The sequence below is a fragment of the Vibrio sp. ECSMB14106 genome, assembly GCF_000972265.1.
Taxonomy (GTDB): domain Bacteria; phylum Pseudomonadota; class Gammaproteobacteria; order Enterobacterales; family Vibrionaceae; genus Vibrio; species Vibrio kanaloae.
In genome coordinates this window covers 106,725-124,173 of sequence record NZ_LAUM01000004.1, presented here as the reverse complement: position 1 = coordinate 124,173, position 17,449 = coordinate 106,725, and the positions used below count along the sequence as shown (strand labels likewise).

The following is a 17,449-nucleotide window of genomic DNA, read 5'->3' as shown; positions in this document are numbered from 1 at the left end:
ACAACGATGAATTTATCCAGAATAATCCTTATTGGCTGCGCCTTGTTTGCTGTAGTGAGTGGCATTGGATTGCGTGCTGAGCATTCAGAAGTCGAGAAAGAAACTAAGCCAGTCAATGTGCTCGATATTTCTGAGCCACATGTGGTCAGTGACGCTGAAAGAAGAGCTAAAACCTTGCTTGCGAAAGCGGTGGTGCATGTTCAAAAAGAAGGTGATGACAGCGTGAAAGACTTCATGAGTGATGCCGAATATATAGACGGTGAGCTCTATGTGTTTGCTCTTGGTATTGATGGCCAATTCCTTGCCAGTGGCGGTTCTTCGATGGTGCTGGTGGGCGACAGTGTGTTGGATACACAGGACGTTTACGGCAATCCTTTTTTCCGTGAAATGATCACCAAAGCAGTACATAACGGTTTTGGTGAAGTGAAGTATCACTGGACCAATCCAACCGACCGCATGGGAGAGCCGAAAACCACTTTCTTTGAGCGAGTGGGAGATGTGATTGTCGCGGTGGGTTATTACCCAGAACGTTCCAGTGCTGCAGAAGCTAAGCGGTTATTGGCGAGAGCGATGACCGCGATAGTGGAATCAGAACAAGAGAGCCTGGCAGAGTTCAATGATGCCGAGGGCAGTTTTGTGGAAGGAGACTTGTATGTGTTTGTGATGGATATGCTCTCTGGAAAGCTGCTGGCGCATGGCGTATCTCCTGAGCTTGTTGGGCGGTCACACAGCGAGATTTTAAGCCCTGACGATAAACCGATTCTTACTGAGATGTTGAATCTCGCGAAAGAAAATGGTCGCGGAGTTTACAGCTACCGATGGTTAAACCCTCAGTCGAGTAAAGTTGAAACCAAGCATACTTACTATCGAGTCATCGACAATAAGTTGGTCGGGGTCGGTTATTACACAAATTCAAACAACACGTAAAATGGTTTCTAGCGAGCCTTCAGCCCAGTGAAATAAAGGGCTAGGGGCCCAAAATATCAGTGTGTGTAAAAAAGCAATTTAGTAAAATTAACAGTGTGAAATTTTTGTTGTGAAATTGTTTTATAAATACAGGTAGTATGAAATACATGGAAACCACACAGTAAAGAACAATTTTTAATAAGGTCAATCAGGATGTTTGACCTAAATGAAATTCAAAGCCGTACGAGGGATAGACTATGAATATGCTGACACTAGACAAAACAGAACTTCACAGAAACCATTCAACATTTATTGCTGAAGCTGTCTTTGCCGTCGAAATGGTGAAAGCAGACAAGCAACTCGAAAAACAGAAAATGGCAAAACAGTTGCTTGATACTTTATTTCCTCTAGAGGCAGGCTCGCACGAAGACGCAGTGAGCTATGAGATTGACTACAGACACGTTCAGGTTTACTTCAAAAACGGTGAACACACAGGTCTGAAACGTGCTAAGCACTTTGTGGCTTACACCGGTGATAAATCTAAACCTTCTGCAATCTTGTTCCGTGACGAGAGCGGCACGCACGTTGAAGTGACGATAGGTGCTCGTAAAGGTACGGGTCACCTAGAATTGGTTGATATACAAGATATTCAGCTAGAGACATGCACTACGTTTGGCCAAACTGAGGCTAGTTGTTCTTCAGGAATCCGTCACTGGGTGAGCTTGGTGAAAGGCGATGAAATCGGTCGACCGAATGCATCGAGTGAAGACAAAGAATTCACGGCGAAAAATGGTGAAGACTACAACCTAGGTTTTTGCTTTGCGATCTAACGCTCTTTAGCGACTGAATTGAGCTTCGGCGATTAAAATACCTGAGCGCTGCGATACGTGGCGCTAATATCGCACTATCGATTTCTCTTTACCTTTGGTAATTTCCCCGCCCCTATAGCGGGGCTTTTTTATTAGAGGTATAAGTAAATTAAGCGCTTCTTAAAGTTATCTGACAAAAGTTTTCAAGAATTTACTTCCATATGTTTCTTGGTGTAAGTGATTGTAATTAATCGATTTATTTGTAAGTTTGAGTCTTTTTTTTATAAAGAGAACGACCGAGGATGACTATGCCCTGAGTGACTATTGAGCAAAAACTCAGTCAAAATGCTTCGTGCTGTGCTATTATGCGCGGCCTGGGATTGAGCTATTAAGTCCATTTGTCGCCTCTCAAGGTGGTTTTTATCACGTTTATTTAAGTGGTATGGCGAGCCAATCAAGTAGTAGTTGGATATGGAGAACGTCCTTATATTCGTTGATTCGGATATGCGAACATCATAATTTATGAGTTTTAAATCAAAAAAATACAGTATTGATTCTACTGACTATCAAGTCGGTCAAGATAACGTCAGTAAATGGGGCATGGATGTCCATAACACAGTTTTCGTAGCCTCGGTTGGCTTATCTCTTCTCTTTATCATCACTCTTCTTGCTCTTCCTCCTGCGGATGCTAAAGCTGCTATTGATTCTATTAAGGGTGCTGTTCTATCAAAGTTTGACTTCCTGTTTATGTGGGGAGCCAACATCATGCTAGCGTTCGCTGTGGTTATCGCGTTTTCACCGTTGGGTAAAATTCGCCTAGGTGGTGAAGAAGCTACGGCGGACTACTCAATGCCATCTTGGATTGCGATGTTATTCGCTGCAGGTATGGGGATTGGACTTATTTTCTGGGGTGTTGCAGAGCCAACCGCCTTCTTCACGAACTGGTTCGGAACGCCATTGAATGCAGAACCCTTCACTGAAGCAGGCCGCGAGTTAGCGCTAGGCGCGACAGTATTCCACTGGGGCTTTCATGCGTGGGCTGTCTATGGTATGACGGCGCTTTGCCTAGCATATTTTGTTTACAATAAAGGCCTACCGTTATCAATGCGCTCTGTGTTTTATCCAATACTGGGTGAGCGAGTGTGGGGTAAAACTGGTGATGTGATCGATGTGCTAACCGTACTGGTTACTCTGTTTGGCCTAGCGACTTCATTGGGCTTAGGTGGTACACAAGCGGCAAGTGGTATCAGCCATGTGTTCGGCTTGGAAAATAACATCTTCCTTCAGCAAGCTATTATCGTGTTGATTATGGGCTTGGCGATCATTTCTGTTCTGCGAGGCATGGACGGTGGTGTTAAGTTCCTAAGTAACCTGAACATGGTTATTGCGTTCGTATTCCTGGGCCTTATCGCAGTATTGAACTTTACAACTGTGCTTGATTCAATGGCGACGGCAGTAACGGGTTACGTGAAAAATATCGTAGCGTTGAGCCAAAGCTCTGGCCGCGAAGACACAACCTGGCTGCATGGTTGGACTGTGTTCTACTGGGCATGGTGGGTAGCGTATGCACCTTTCTTCGGTATGTTTGTAGCGCGTATTTCTAAAGGCCGTACGGTTCGCGAATTCTTACTTTGTGTACTGATTATCCCAACATTGGTAACGTCAGCTTGGATGTCTATTTTCGGTGGCGTGGCTATCGAACAAGTGATTAATCAGGTGGGGCAACTTGGCCTTGACCAAGGCATCACAGACGTATCTCTAAGCTTGTTCTACATGTTAGATGCTTATGAGTTTGGTAGCATTCTGTCTGTTATCGCTGTCGTGTTGATTATCGTATTCTTCGTTACAACGTTAGACTCTGGTTCTATCGTTATTGATGGTATGACGGCGGGTGGTAAACTTGAAGTACCAGTGAAGCAGAAAGTGGTTTGGGCGGTTATTTCAGGTGCCATCGCGATGGTAATGCTATGGATTGGTGGAACTCAATCAATCCAAGCACTGCAATCTATTACTATTATTGCAGCACTGCCGTTTACGATCATTCTTTTGATTGGTTGTGTGAGCTTGTTGAAAGGCCTACTGACGGAAGTGGGTAAAGGGCAAGAAACCGTTAGCCCCGCCTCTGAGTAAACTGCGACGCAGAAATAAGCAGCTAATGCTTTAATTTTACTTAACATTATTTCAAAGCTCTCTTGTACTGTGTGCAAGGGAGCTTTTTTATGGTTCAAAGAAACAAGAAACAAGAAACAAGAAACAATAAAGATAAAAAGAGCCATAAGTGAATAGTCACTTATGGCTCTTTTAACTCTTACTCTTAGGAACGCGGTTCTAGCTATTATCTAATGTGCGCTTACGCATCCAATTCGTGCTGAATAACGTAATCCAAAGCACCGACTACCGCAGCAACTTGAGCGTCGTTACACTCTTCGTTTGTCACTTTGTCGCTGTCCGGGTAAACCTCTGTGGTTGTACCGTACTTACAATCAGTCACACCGCCACATAAGCCAAGCTTCTTCATTGGGTAGTTAATCACACCATGTTGGGTAACTTTAGAACCAATGATCTTGCCGTCTGCATCTGCTGGTGCAATGTGCGTTACTTTTTCAACTGAAGCAATTACCGCCGCTTGGAACTCAGGCTGTGGGTTTTCTGTATCGCCAACCGTGTAGAAACCGTCTGGAATCATACCTTCAATGTACTCAATACCATCACGCGCTGCGAGTGCTGGTCGGAATTCTGTTTCATCAGAATCCGTCGTTTCATGTAGATCAACGTGAACCAACACTTCTGGTAAAGATGCGACTAATGCACGTAGGTTCGCTGATTCTTCTGCTGGCGTACCGTCGTAGAAAGAGCGGTTTGGATCGACAGCATTTGGGTTCCAACGGTTGATCACTTCGTAACCCCAAGGGCTTACACAAGGTGCAACAACAATGTTGAAGTGCGCTGTATACTTTTCCGCTTGAGTGGCAGCGAATTTGATCGCGCCATGGACACCACTGGTTTCGTAACCGTGAACACCACCCGTTACAAGAACAGTTGGTTTTGATGAGTCCCAGTTCTTACTCTTAATAGCGAAAAGCGGGAAGCGAGCTTCGTCGTAGCTCAGTGCGCCGTATTGCTCGATGTCAAAGCGGTCTGCTAGTGCTTTAATCTTTGGTACGACGTCTTGTTGGTATTCACGCTTAACCGTTCTTTGAGCAAACCATGCTTGATGCTCTGCTTCTTGCCATTTTTTTCCTGGCTCACCAATAGGGTAGGTGTAAGTACTTTCCATTGTTTTATCTCTGTCAGGGACGTTGCGATGAAGTGAGAATAATCAGCGCAGCGGGATCGTGCAACTTTTATTGAGTGAGTTTATGCTTCGAACGATTGGTATTCTAAATACTGTTTCTAAAAGTCGTTATTCTTGGAAGCTTTAGGCTGTTAAGAAAACAAAAAACCTTCACATATGTGAAGGCCTTGATAATTCAACAATATAATTTATGAGCTGAAACTGCTTAAAACTCTGTTTACTTAACTGTCCAAGCAATCGTCTCACCGCCACGAATTGGCACCACGATGTCTGAACCGAAAGGCATTGTTTCAGCAACATTCCACTCTTCTTTTACTAGAGTGATTGTGTCTGTGTTGCGTGGAATACCGTAGAAGTCAGGACCGTTGTGGCTTGCAAACGCTTCTAGGTTCTCAATTTTACCTTCTAAGTCGAACACTTCTGCGTACAGTTCAACCGCCGCGTGCGCAGTGTAAGAACCGGCACAACCACATGCTGACTCTTTTGCGCCTTTTGCGTGTGGTGCAGAATCTGTACCCAAGAAGAACTTCTTGCTGCCGCTTGTTGCAGCTTCGATAAGCGCCAATTGGTGCGTGTTACGCTTCAGGATGGGAAGGCAGTAGAAGTGTGGCTTAATGCCACCAACCAGCATGTGGTTACGGTTGTAAAGTAGGTGGTGAGCGGTGATGGTTGCCGCTACGTTGTCGTTTGCGTTCTTAACAAAAGTCGCTGCATCTGCTGTCGTGATGTGCTCTAGAACGATCTTCAGGTTAGGGAAGTCGTTTACAATCGGTGCTAGAACTGTGTCTAGGAACTCTTTTTCACGGTCAAAGATATCAACATCGTGAGCCGTTACTTCACCGTGTACAAGCAGCAACATGCCCACTTCCTGCATTGCTTCTAGTACGTGGTAGATGTTTTTAGCAGAGGTTACGCCTGAATCAGAGTTTGTTGTTGCGCCAGCAGGGTATAGCTTCGCCGCTACAACAGCGCCAGACTCTTTCGCCTTGCGAATTTCATCAGGTGTTGTGTTGTCTGTCAGGTAAAGTGCCATTAGAGGCTGGAACTGTTCACTTGGCTGCTCTGCCATGATGCGTTCACGGTAAGCAAGCGCCATTTCGGTATCGGTTACCGGTGGGACGGTATTTGGCATGATTAACGCTCGACCATTGTAACGGCTGATATCGCGAACTGTATCTTTTAGTACGTCGCCATCGCGTAGATGAACATGCCAGTCGTCAGGACGAGTAATCGTAAGTTGTGTCATTGAAGGCTCCCACCAATTGAAGTGTTATGTAGTTGGAGCCTAAACTCGGCGAAATCTGTGAAAGCAATCGCTTACGTTTAGGCGACAGGATGATAGTGGAAAAGCACTTTCATTTCATCCTATTTTTAACTCTTCATGGTTAGGAGCTTGTTTTTATGGGGTTTTAATTCGCTATTTATTCCTGGATATGGGTTAGCGGGTGGCCACCCACAGACCGTGGATCATTCCTGGTACCCAGAAGAAGAAAGTAAGGATGATGTTAATTAGTAAATCTTTACCCGCACCACGAGCGAAGAACACACCAACAGGTGGAAGTAGTACACATAAAATAATAATGACGAGTTTGTTCATGATAAATCCTTTTTTATTCAATGACAGTTCAATGCGATAAACGTGTTCAAATTATAGAACGTATGGAAAGAGTTAGTGTATTGGTGTCTTTATGTATATAAGACAGTCGTTTAAACATCTCAATATATTAGCTTAGTATCAAGTGTTTAATACCTGCCAGTTTATCTATTTATAACCATTTGCTAGCATTGGGACAAACTACAAAACATTGGAATCGTTATGTCGCAGCTATCTTCAGGTCAAAGGGCGTTAGATCAAAGGGCTTTGGAGCAAGAGCCTTCTGATCAAGCTCCTTCTTTATCTCAAATCAATGTGTTTCCGGTAAAATCAGTGGGCGGTATCTCGCTCTCTTCTGCTTGGGTCGAAAAGCAAGGCCTTACTTTCGACAGACGCTTTATGCTCGCATTGGCTGACGGTTCAATGGTCACGGCACGTAAGTACCCGAAAATGGTCAAGGTATCTTCAAGTTTGCAACCAGACGGTTTGATTTTCACTTACGAAGGTAAAGAGCCGTTACGCCTAAAGTATGCGGATTTCAAGATGCAAGAAGCGCCAGCAACGGTTTGGAAAGATAGCTTCACCGCATATACCACCAATGATGACGCCGATGATTGGTTTAGTGACGTATTGGGTGTTCGTGTTGAGCTATTGTTCTCTGGTGAGCAATCGAATCGTGTTCGTGAAAAGCTCGGTCATAACGTAAGTTTTGCTGACGGCTATCCAATGTTGGTGATCAGCCAAGCATCGCTTGATGAGCTGAATCGCCGCAGTTCTGAAGTTCATTCGATGGATCAGTTCCGCACTAATTTTGTTGTTTCCAATACCGAAGCCTTTGCTGAAGATGGTTGGAAGCGTATCCGAATCGGCGAGGTTGAATTCGAAGCAGTGAAACCTTGTGAGCGCTGTATTCTAACCACGGTTGATGTTGAACGTGGCGAATTCAGAGCAACAAAAGAGCCGCTCAATACCTTCTCCACATTTAGAGCTAATGAACGCGGTGGGGTTTTCTTTGGTCAGAATCTTGTGGCTAAAAATGAAGGCTTAATCAAAGCCGGTGATGTGGTCGAGGTGCTCGAGACCAAAGAGAAAGAGCTTTATGAAGACACTTGGGTTGAGTCACTGCATCTAACTTGTGTTGAGCGCGAAGAGATCGCACGCGACTTTACAACCTTTTGGTTAGAGCATGCGAAAGAAAACCACTCACTGCCACTTTACCAGCCTGGCCAACACCTACCGATTGAAATGGTGATTGATGGCAAAAAAGTGTCTCGTCGGTATACGCTATCTTCTAGCCCGTCACGAGCGGGTCGTTTAGCGATTTCAGTGAAGCGAGTGGATGACGGTCAAATCTCCAACTGGCTAAATGATCATTTCCAAGTGGGCGATACTTTAGTCGCGCAAAACCCAGACGGTGCGTTCTACTTAGAAGAGAATCCAACTCATCCATTACTGCTGTTGTCTGCAGGTAGTGGTATTACCCCAATGTTGTCGATGCTGCGTTATTTAGCCGACCACGCTCAGATTGATGATGTGGTTTTCTATCATCAATGCAGCAACGAACAAGATATCCCTTATCAAGCTGAGATTGATCAGATCGCTAGCGAACATGCAGGCCTACGTGTGATTTATTCGTTAAGTCAGCCAAGCAAAGAGTGGGATGGTTTATCAGGCCGTTTGAGCATTTCGCATATCGCTAAGATTGAAGAGCTACATAAGCGCCAAGCGTTTGTGTGTGGCCCTGATGGCTTTATGGATAACGCAAAGAAACTGCTAATTCAAATGGGCCTAAACCCTCAGCATTACCACCAAGAAGCGTTTGGTATCGCTCAGTCAACTGAAGAAGCGGTGAAACAACTGCAGTTAAGTGTGAACGGCTACTTATTCGAAGGTAATAACCAATCAACTTTGCTAGAGCAAGCTGAATCGGCGGGCGTGCCTATTGCTTCCAGTTGTCGTGCGGGTTTCTGTGGCGCTTGTAAAGTGACTCTTGAGTCAGGACAAGTTCACCAACCCGATGTGCCAGCACTACAAGAGCACGAGCGTAACATGGGTCAGATACTAGCGTGTTGCAGCGTTCCTCAAACTGATATCGAAGTTGTGGATTAAAGACTCCTCAGTTCAATAAGAAAAGCACATTAAATAAAAGGCCGGGAGTTCACTGAAATGAACTTCCGGCCTTTTTGATTCTGAGGCTAATTCAGAAAATTAATCGTAGATCGTTGGGATTGGTTGACGCTTGTGCTGTGTCGCTTTGTAGATGCTTACTAAGCGATCTGACACGTCTTGAGGGACTTCTTTGCCTTCAAGGAAATCATCAATTTGATCGTAAGAAAGGTTCAAGGCTGCTTCGTCGGCTTTCTGTGGATCAAGCTCTTCTAGGTCGGCAGTAGGAACTTTCTTAACCAGTGTTTCTGGGGCACCTAGCGTTGCTGCAAGTTCACGAACCTGACGTTTGTTCAGACCAAACAAAGGTGCTAAATCACAGGCACCGTCACCGTGCTTAGTGTAGAACCCCGTGATGTTTTCCGCCGAGTGGTCTGTCCCAATCACAAGTCCGCCAACGTAACCAGCAATTTCGTATTGTGCGATCATGCGAGCGCGAGCTTTTACATTACCTTTCACAAAATCGATCTTTGCAGAGTCTGTTGGTAATAAGCCTGTGCCATCTAAAGCAACGTGAGATGCAGTGTGAAGCCCATCAACTCCCGCTTTAATGTTGACAGAAACGGATTGAGAAGGCTGGATGAAAGAGAGAGCAAGCTGAGCTTCATCTTCATCTTTTTGCTCGCCGTAAGGCAGGCGAACCGCAATGAATTGATAGTCGTTACTGCCTGTGCTCTCGTTCAAGCTGTCGATGGCCATTTGAGCCAACCGGCCACAGGTCGTTGAGTCTACACCGCCACTGATACCAAGGATGAGAGACTTGCAGCCTGACTGTTGAAGTTTCGTTTTAATAAAATCCACACGACGAGTCACTTCGAAGTGAGGGTCAATTGAAGGTAGTACGCGCATTTCGTCACGAATTAACTGTTCCATTCGTATTCCTTTCCTGCAAGCAAATTAAAAATCTAGTGTTATCATACCTAAATCATCTGATTTAAAAACCTCTTTGCACAAGCTTAGAAAGAGAAGGCAGTAATAAATAATGGAAAAAATAGCCATTTTCGGTAGTGCATTTAATCCGCCGAGCTTAGGGCATAAAAGTGTGATTGATTCGTTAGCCCATTTCGACAAAACTCTACTCGTTCCAAGTATTGCCCATGCTTGGGGAAAAGAGATGCTAGACTTTGATACTAGATGTCAGTTAGTTAGCGCATTTATTAACGATCTGTCACTGGACCAAGTTGAGCTATCGTTGATCGAAAAGAGCTTGTTTACCCCAGGTGAAAGCGTGACGACTTATGCAGTGCTTAGTGAACTCCAAAAACAACACCCAGAGGCAGAGCTAACGTTTGTCATTGGACCTGATAATTTCTTCAAGTTTTCATCGTTTTATAAATCAGATGAGATTACTGAGCGATGGTTCGTAATGGCTTGTCCTGAAAAAGTCAAAATCCGCAGCACAGACATACGTAATGCGCTGATAAGTGGAAGCGATGTGGCAAACCTGAGTACTAAGTCAGTTACAAAGATGTTGCAAGACGGTGGGCTGTATCAGATAATGTGAGCTCATTAATAAGAGGTCAGAGGACTATGCTAAAGAGCACGATACCAGCGGCGTTGATCATAGCTGCATGCAGTTTGCCTGCGTATGCTGAATGTGATTTTTTTAGCTTAGATTCGATCATGCTGACCTCTGATAGTGAAAACAATTGTTTGGACTTTTCTACGAGCATCGAATCTTTTGGCCAACGTATGATGGAAATCAGTGGGCTGAGCGCTGAGGAAGCGGAGAGTACACCTGATTATTGGACTGACTGGGTACTTCAAAGCAAAGAGGCACCATTTATCACACAAAGCCTAGAATCAAATTATGTTGGTTTGGGTATGTGGTTTCCTGAAGATCTGGAAGACGAACAGTATGAGATGTCTACCGAAGAGTGGCTGCTAAATCATGGCTTACAACTTAGTATTGGTTTTGGCGAAAAAGTCCAAGGGCAACCTCGGATGCGTTTTGATTACCGTTGGCATGATTCAAGTGACGCCGACCTAATGATGCAAGTTGAGTTACCTTTCTAACGAATGATACGGCAGTTTTGCTCTGAATCTTGAGCAGACATTAAAAAGTTAAAAAAGCCGCAAAACTGAAGTGCCTCCATAAAGTGGAGATTTCTGTTAAGCGGCTTTTTAGTATCTTGTTATTTTTGGCTTGGTTTACAGACTGGCTTGAGGTGGAAATAAGTACTCTCAACGATTGAAAAACGGTAGGCCCGCTTCCCCCTTGATTATAGGTATTCACCAAACACTAGCATGCACAGTTGTTCGAACTCTTCTTCTTTCCCTGAAAATAAGTCATCAATTACAAGCGAACGTTTTTGGCCAGACTGCATGCGCTTCTTTGCTTCTCGCATCACCATTACTAGGGTGTGTTCTTGCGGTAAGTTTGAATCATCAATGCTCCATTGATTGAATCTCAGAGACAGGGCACTCTCATAAAGCAGTGGCTTAAACGACAACACCTCTTGTTTCAATACAGAAAGCATATCTTTACATGCTTGATCGGTATTGTTGGCACTTGAAGAGTGGGACTTGGTCAGTTCCAGCTTTTCGAGTAGCGCTAAAGAGAGGTTAGTTTGCGTGATGTAACCCGCTTGTCTTGGAAATGAGTCCGTTAAACGAATAGAGAAGTCAACACGGTTAATCTGAGTGTTTGGAAAGTAGGTCAGTGATGTTAAGCAGTCGTATGGAATCCAGATGCTTTGGCCTGGCTCAACGGCATACTCTTGTTTACCCAGCTTAATCAAAACCAAGCCACTTTGAACAGATACAAGGCTATGTTTAAGTACTTTCTTGCGTGGTGTGATCACCAAGTGTGAAAAGTAAGCCGATGTATATTCAATAGCGAAGTTCATAGATAGTACCTTAATTTTGGGGCGTCAAGATTACCGTTAATCTTAAAGAATGCCAACAGTAACAGGGGATTTTCAATATTTCTGGTCTGACCTTGTCAAAAGTATGGGCTCTGTAGCTGCGATAAGTCAAAACAACGCGTAGAATGAGCCAGCTTTTTATTATATGAATTAAAAAATGACCTCTCCAACCGATCCATATGTTGATATTCGTCCTTACGGCGATAATGAAATTCCAGCGGCATTAAACCGTCTAATTAATGATGAAGAATTTATCAGTGCGATTCTGCACTACCGTTTTTCAAACCATGCGTCTTGGTTCAAAGCATTAATGAGCCCCATTCTGCGTGTGTACTTAAAAATGAAATGGAGTAAGCTGACGAGCGTTGAAACCATTCAGATTGAAGTGAAAAAGTACTTGCGAGACACGTTAGCGAGAACTACAGATGGTGTGACGTACACTGGTGTAGAGTCATTGGATGCGAATCAAGCTTACCTTTTTGTATCAAACCATCGTGACATTGCAATGGATCCGGCGTTAGTAAATTACGCTTTGCATCAAAACAATCATCAGACTTGTCGCATCGCAATTGGTGACAATCTGCTAAAGAAGCCATGTGCGACGGAATTGATGCGCTTGAACAAGAGCTTCATCGTAAAGCGTTCTTTGAAAGGGCCACGTGAAATGATGAAAGCACTAAGCCAACTGTCTTCTTACATCAAACACTCTCTAGAAACAGGTAACTCTATCTGGATTGCTCAAAAAGAAGGCCGTGCAAAAGACGGTAATGATTTTACTGAGCCTGCAATTTTGAAGATGTTCCATGTTGAAGGGCGCAAGCAAAAAATCGAATTTCCTGAATACGTTATATCATTAAAGATTGTCCCTGTGGCTATTTCTTACGAAAACGATCCGTGTGACACGGCTAAAGCCGTCGAGCTTTTTGAAAAAGACGTCAACGGTAGCTACGAAAAGGGTGAGTTTGAAGATATTGAAAGTATCATTCAAGGCATCATTGGTAACAAAGGCCGTGTTCATGTTGGTTTCGGTCAGGTTATCGACCAAGATTTTGCGACGCCGGAAGAATTGGCTGAAGAGATCGATCGTCAAATCCACGAAAACTACAAACTGTTCCCAGTAAACCTGTTGGCAGCTGGAAAAGAAGATGAGTCGATTACTGCTGAAGTGAAGCAAGAGTTTGAAGAGAAGCTATCAAGCCTACCAAAAGGTGCTCGCCAGTACTTGATTGATAGCTATGCGAACCCAGTGAAGAATATTGGTTAGTTAATGCTCTTGTTAGTTTACGTATACAGAGATAGCTCTAGCAGATGAGTTAATAGCTAGAGTTGAAAAAAGGAGCTTTGAGCTCCTTTTTTGTTCTCTGTGTTTGCTCACGTATAGACCAAGCCTTTATAGTTTTAGCCTGAGTTAGCGAGCGACTGCGCCACCGAGTTCTAAGTTTGTAGGCCAAGTAGTAATGATGTTCCCACCTAGATAAATATTGCCTTTGACTGTCATGGTGTCAGGAAATGCCGTAATAGCAGAGCCACCTATATATAAGTCACCATCAATAATGATTCCGTTAGGTAGCTCTGTTAAAGGCGTACGAATCACACTCAGGTCTCCTTTCACTCTAAAACCATTCGGTAGCCTTTGCAGTGGGGTGTCAGTAAGGTTAATAAACCCACCCACTCTTACACCTCTTGACCAGCTGGTTATTTGGCTACCAATCAGATCAGCGTAACCTTTTATCTTAACCCCGGTAGGAATTCTGGCTAATTGGCTGTTAGATGCTTTCAGGCTGCCGTTCACTTCCAATCCTTTAGGTAGGCGCGCAATTGCCGTGTTTTCTATATTGAGATTGCCATCAATGATCAGTCCTGTTGGTAGTGATGTATAAGGCTTGTTTCGTAGATATAAGTTTCCGTAATTATCGAGATGGTTCAATATTTGAGAGTGATCGAGCGGTTCGGCACTGACATTTGTTATGGTTAAGGCACCAATAATAAGTGCAATTATTCTGAGCATAACGGGCTTCTTATTACGATAGACGTTAACACTATAATGGAAAAATTATTCTCGCACAGTGTTTTACCAATTTGATGGTAGATTAAATTGAATCGAGTGGTTAAATAGGGGGAAGTCAACAATGGCAGGTAAATCAATGACTAGAGTAAAAAAACAAATAATTAAGGCTTTTCTCGTCGCGGCTTCAACGTTTGGTTCAATGTCTGTGGATGCGAACAAAGTAATTTCAACACCCGCAAAGGCCGCAGTATTGGTGACTCAAGGCGGTCAACCGCAACGTGTTTGTTATTACGATGATAAGGCTTATAGTATTGGCTCTGTGTTAGAGATCGGCGGAGTTGTGATTAAATGTGCGGTCGAAAATGATTTTGAGCAAAATGGTGCGCTTAGGTGGGTTGAAATAATAAAAAAAGACGAGTAATAAACTCGCCTTTTTATTTTATGAGTATAATTGCTTATATTAGCGTACTAGAGAGCGGCTCTTCAGTTCGAAAATAATCTTCTCAGCGCTGACTTCAAATTTAAAGCGCGCTTGCAATTCAGTGCTATCTTCTGTCATCTCTGACGCTTCAAACTCAACGTTACTAGACACTTGCTTTGCCAACTCAACGTACTTAGCAAACTCAGCTTCAATAAGGTCTTTGGAGTTACCGTAAACCGTTACTTCGGCAACATCGTCGCCTTCTTTTATGATGAACCCGATTTCGCCTGCACAGCCGCAAGCCTCACATACATCGTTGTTGCCCATATCTTGGCTCATAAATAATCCTCTTACAAAGTCTGAGGTTATTCTAGCGAGCAATTTGAATGGTATCTACAAAAATTGAAACCTTTGAACTAATTCGTTGTAGTAGGCTATGTTGTTTACTTGAAGGTAAATAAATATAAACATTTGTGATAAAAATACATATGTGATCTTTATCATGTTTTTTTGAGGATTAATGTTATTAATTCGTCAGAATATCATTCACTTAGTTGCGCTAGAAATGATTTTATAAGATTATCTATTGATTGATAAGTATTTATAAAATGAATTTTTTGTAGAGTATTTCATATTCTAAGTCGTTATTTAAAACTATCGACTTAGGGTAGTAAGGTGATTTTTGAAGAGCAATTAAACAAAGTGTCTACAGAGATATCAATGTAAAATTGTTCGTACAAAGTATTTGTGTGAGTTTAGTGAAAAATACTTGCGAAAAAATACCTTGCTCACATAATACTGATAACGATTTTCATTCTTACTTCAACTCATCGAGTTAGATGGATTTACAAAGAGAAGAACCTGAATATGCCAAAGCGTAGTAAAGAAGATACAGAAATCACAATCCAGAAGATTATGGATGCCGTCGTAGACCAGTTACTAAGGTTGGGCTACGACAAGATGTCATACACGACGTTGAGTCAGCAAACGGGTGTTTCTCGTACAGGTATCAGCCACCATTTTCCAAAGAAAACAGACTTTACGGCTGCTCTAGACGGGCGAATCTTCAAAATGTTTATGGAACATATTGATTCCGAAAATGGTCTTGATGCATTCTCTGCAAGCTGGGTTAAGTCTCTAGAAGACGCTGAATTTATAGCAATCTTACGTTTACTTTTCCATCATATTGTTACTGCTGAAAGTGCGCATGAGTTCGCTGCAAACGGTATTGATCGTCTTTACAAGCTGACAGAAACTCAGTTTGGTGATACTAGCGGTAAAGAATTAGAGTGGCTAATTGGTAAATCATTGATCCGTATGAGTAGGTAATGGTCATATGGATTCAAAGAAGCTCCCTGGGGAGCTTTTTTTGTGCCTGTTGTTTGAGTTCGGATGCCTCAACCTATACCACTCTCTTAAATCTGTTTTCTTCTCTTTAGCTTCCCTATTTGTTCTAGGATTTAAAGTGTTTATGTCAGGTGTGAGTAATCAAAGCCCCCGAATGAGTCGAGGCTTTGATGAACCAATACTTTGGAATGGAATGAGAATTAGCAATAGTTATTGAGCTGGATGAACCTGAGGGAAGCTCATGGTTGGGTGTTTTTCAACAATACTTCTGTAGCCATAGACATCCTCAATCATCGAGGGCTGAAGTGCCTCCCAAGGGCTGCCATCGCAAACTAAGTTACCATCTTTCAATACCACGAGTCGGTCGGAATACTGAGCGGCTAGGTTTAAGTCATGCAAAACTACGATAACCGCGGCATTGTGGTTGTCGGCTAACTCTCTCGCGATCTTTAAGGTGTTGTGCTGGTGGGCAAGATCCAGTGCTGATGTGGGTTCATCAAGCATCAAGATACATTGGTCACCAGAGTGGTGAAGTTGGGTTAACACTCGAGCCAAGTGAACACGCTGTTTTTCACCACCAGACAGAGAAGGATAAAGCCTTTCACTCAAGTGAGTCACATCAGCAATATCCATTTTTTGGCTAGCAATGCTGGTCAGCTTCTTGTTGGATTCTTTCAGAGGAATCCCACCAAGCTCGACGACTTCATGTGCCAGAAATGGGAAGGTCAACGTACTGTGTTGAGGAAGCATCGCTAAGTGCTTAGCCAACTTCTGTGAAGGCCACTTGTCTTTGGTGTGTCCAAAATATTGGACATCACCCGTGCTCGATATCTCTTGGCACAAAGCTTTAAGCAGCGTGCTTTTACCTGCGCCATTTGGCCCAAGCAGTGTGGTTACCTTTCCCGCTTCAATCTCAATAGAAACGCCATCTAATATCACTTTACTGCCGAACTTCACTTCGATATCGGTCGCTTTTAAAGCTGAAGGAAACATTAAAGGATTCTCCCTTTCTGTTGAAATAGTAGATATAAAAAGAATGGAGCGCCGATAATCGCAGTGACGATACCCACTGGTAATTCTGCTGGTGCAAGAACCATACGTGAGAACATATCTGCGGCGGTTAATAGCAGTGCACCAAGCACTGCAGACAGTGGCAACAGAACTCGGTGATCGGGGCCTGCCAACATACGACCTAAATGTGGGATCACCAGTCCAATGAACCCAATCATACCAGACAAGCTAACCGTAATTCCGACACCAGCAGCCGTGAGGAGAATCAGCTTTCGTTTGAGCTTTTGTACTGGAATACCAAGATGTTGCGCTTCTGACTCACCTAATAACAAAGCATTTAGCGACATCGCTTGACGGTAGAACACAACAAATAATCCAACGAGAGCCACAGCAGCAAGTAAAATGCCTGACCATTTTGCGCCTGCCAATGAACCCATCGACCACAACGAAAGATCACGCAGCATTTGGTCATCAGCAATGAAATTCAAAAAGCCAATACCAGCTGCTGATAGCGCGCTTATTGCTACACCTGCTAGCAACATGATGGTCACTGAAGTACCGAATTTGCCAGTACCAAGTTTGTAAACCAGCAGCGTGGTTAATGCGCCACCCAGAAAGGCGAAAACAGGCACGGCCATAAAATTCATGAAGGAAGGATACTGCAGTGAAAGCTCAGAGAACAAAACGATAGCCAATGCTGCACCTAATGCTGCACCCGCTGACACGCCGATGATCCCAGGCTCGGCAAGCGGGTTTCGAAACAAACCCTGCATGACAGTGCCACATAACGCGAGGATTGCGCCAATCAGCATGCACAAGATGGTTCTAGGTAAGCGAATTTCTTGAATGACTAAGTTGATGTGAGGTGCTAAGTCGTTGTTTGGTTGAATTAAGCTTGTGGCGCTGTCGGCTAAGCTAATGTTCATTGGCCCAACAGTGATCGAGTACAGCGCGACAAAGGCTAGGGTAGCACCTAGGCCTAACATCGATGTTTTTAGTGGGACGGAGCGTAACAACATAAAGGG

General features: G+C 43.6%; 18 protein-coding genes. 9 read left to right on the top strand and 9 right to left on the bottom strand.

All coding sequences use genetic code 11. From position 1 onward, the window contains the following. The first annotated feature begins 6 nt into the window (after positions 1-6). The 3 genes from WR49_RS04040 to WR49_RS04030 all read left to right on the top strand — a co-directional run bounded on the left by WR49_RS04040 (position 7) and on the right by WR49_RS04030 (position 3,845). Positions 7-927 (top strand): cache domain-containing protein, encoded by a 921-nt coding sequence (locus WR49_RS04040; RefSeq protein ID WP_017057943.1) that lies wholly within the window; start codon positions 7-9, stop codon positions 925-927. 236 nt (positions 928-1,163) lie between these two features. Further along, positions 1,164-1,736: a malate synthase gene (locus WR49_RS04035; protein ID WP_017057944.1), complete on the top strand. Its 573-nt coding sequence runs from the start codon at positions 1,164-1,166 to the stop codon at positions 1,734-1,736. A gap of 501 nt (positions 1,737-2,237) precedes the next feature. After that, positions 2,238-3,845: a BCCT family transporter gene (locus tag WR49_RS04030; RefSeq protein ID WP_017057945.1), complete on the top strand. Its 1,608-nt coding sequence runs from the start codon at positions 2,238-2,240 to the stop codon at positions 3,843-3,845. Between the two features lie 220 nt (positions 3,846-4,065). On the opposite strand, the gene WR49_RS04025 is transcribed toward WR49_RS04030, so the two are convergent. The 3 genes from WR49_RS04025 to WR49_RS20915 all read right to left on the bottom strand — a co-directional run bounded on the left by WR49_RS04025 (position 4,066) and on the right by WR49_RS20915 (position 6,607). Continuing rightward, entirely contained in the window at positions 4,066-4,992 is a 927-nt protein-coding gene (locus WR49_RS04025; RefSeq protein ID WP_046223150.1) for a M14 family metallopeptidase, read from the bottom strand. A gap of 235 nt (positions 4,993-5,227) precedes the next feature. Continuing rightward, complete coding sequence (pyrC, locus tag WR49_RS04020) at positions 5,228-6,256, bottom strand: dihydroorotase (protein ID WP_017057947.1); 1,029 nt, start codon at positions 6,254-6,256, stop codon at positions 5,228-5,230. Positions 6,257-6,448: 192 nt separating this feature from the next. Further along, positions 6,449-6,607, bottom strand: coding sequence for a YqaE/Pmp3 family membrane protein (locus WR49_RS20915; RefSeq protein ID WP_004731890.1), 159 nt, complete (start codon positions 6,605-6,607; stop codon positions 6,449-6,451). A 219-nt stretch (positions 6,608-6,826) separates the two neighbouring features. Between WR49_RS20915 and WR49_RS04010 the strand changes: the two genes are divergently transcribed. Next, positions 6,827-8,713 (top strand): hybrid-cluster NAD(P)-dependent oxidoreductase, encoded by a 1,887-nt coding sequence (locus WR49_RS04010; protein WP_046223149.1) that lies wholly within the window; start codon positions 6,827-6,829, stop codon positions 8,711-8,713. Between the two features lie 99 nt (positions 8,714-8,812). Here WR49_RS04010 and nadE read toward each other — a convergent pair whose 3' ends face one another. Beyond that, entirely contained in the window at positions 8,813-9,643 is an 831-nt protein-coding gene (gene nadE / locus WR49_RS04005; RefSeq protein ID WP_017057949.1) for an ammonia-dependent NAD(+) synthetase, read from the bottom strand. Between the two features lie 109 nt (positions 9,644-9,752). Here nadE and WR49_RS04000 point away from each other — a divergent pair, with 109 nt between their 5' ends. Both WR49_RS04000 and WR49_RS03995 read left to right on the top strand, forming a co-directional pair. After that, positions 9,753-10,274, top strand: coding sequence for a nicotinate-nicotinamide nucleotide adenylyltransferase (locus tag WR49_RS04000; protein ID WP_046223148.1), 522 nt, complete (start codon positions 9,753-9,755; stop codon positions 10,272-10,274). A 26-nt stretch (positions 10,275-10,300) separates the two neighbouring features. Next, complete coding sequence (locus WR49_RS03995) at positions 10,301-10,786, top strand: hypothetical protein (RefSeq protein WP_017057951.1); 486 nt, start codon at positions 10,301-10,303, stop codon at positions 10,784-10,786. Between the two features lie 206 nt (positions 10,787-10,992). Here the strand turns inward: WR49_RS03995 and WR49_RS03990 are convergent, their stop codons facing one another. Beyond that, positions 10,993-11,619, bottom strand: coding sequence for a hypothetical protein (locus tag WR49_RS03990; protein ID WP_046223147.1), 627 nt, complete (start codon positions 11,617-11,619; stop codon positions 10,993-10,995). A gap of 175 nt (positions 11,620-11,794) precedes the next feature. Between WR49_RS03990 and WR49_RS03985 the strand changes: the two genes are divergently transcribed. Then, complete coding sequence (locus WR49_RS03985; protein ID WP_046223146.1) at positions 11,795-12,901, top strand: 1-acyl-sn-glycerol-3-phosphate acyltransferase; 1,107 nt, start codon at positions 11,795-11,797, stop codon at positions 12,899-12,901. A 144-nt stretch (positions 12,902-13,045) separates the two neighbouring features. Here the strand turns inward: WR49_RS03985 and WR49_RS03980 are convergent, their stop codons facing one another. Next, positions 13,046-13,645 (bottom strand): hypothetical protein, encoded by a 600-nt coding sequence (locus WR49_RS03980; protein ID WP_046223145.1) that lies wholly within the window; start codon positions 13,643-13,645, stop codon positions 13,046-13,048. A gap of 121 nt (positions 13,646-13,766) precedes the next feature. Here WR49_RS03980 and WR49_RS03975 point away from each other — a divergent pair, with 121 nt between their 5' ends. Further along, positions 13,767-14,066, top strand: a complete 300-nt coding sequence (locus WR49_RS03975; protein WP_017057955.1) for a YnjH family protein — start codon at positions 13,767-13,769, stop codon at positions 14,064-14,066. Between the two features lie 39 nt (positions 14,067-14,105). Here the strand turns inward: WR49_RS03975 and WR49_RS03970 are convergent, their stop codons facing one another. After that, positions 14,106-14,405: a YfcZ/YiiS family protein gene (locus tag WR49_RS03970; RefSeq protein ID WP_046223144.1), complete on the bottom strand. Its 300-nt coding sequence runs from the start codon at positions 14,403-14,405 to the stop codon at positions 14,106-14,108. 528 nt (positions 14,406-14,933) lie between these two features. On the opposite strand from WR49_RS03970, the gene WR49_RS03965 reads away from it, so the two are divergent. Beyond that, the gene (locus tag WR49_RS03965) at positions 14,934-15,395 is read left to right on the top strand and encodes a TetR/AcrR family transcriptional regulator (protein ID WP_017057957.1); all 462 of its coding nucleotides are present in this window, start codon (positions 14,934-14,936) and stop codon (positions 15,393-15,395) included. A gap of 228 nt (positions 15,396-15,623) precedes the next feature. Here the strand turns inward: WR49_RS03965 and WR49_RS03955 are convergent, their stop codons facing one another. Continuing rightward, positions 15,624-16,406 carry a heme ABC transporter ATP-binding protein gene (locus WR49_RS03955; RefSeq protein ID WP_046223142.1) on the bottom strand — a complete coding sequence of 261 codons (783 nt, stop codon included), beginning with the start codon at positions 16,404-16,406 and terminating at the stop codon, positions 15,624-15,626. Continuing rightward, positions 16,406-17,443: a FecCD family ABC transporter permease gene (locus tag WR49_RS03950; protein ID WP_046223141.1), complete on the bottom strand. Its 1,038-nt coding sequence runs from the start codon at positions 17,441-17,443 to the stop codon at positions 16,406-16,408. The genes WR49_RS03955 and WR49_RS03950 overlap by 1 nt, the downstream gene beginning before the upstream one ends. Positions 17,444-17,449 lie beyond the last annotated feature (6 nt).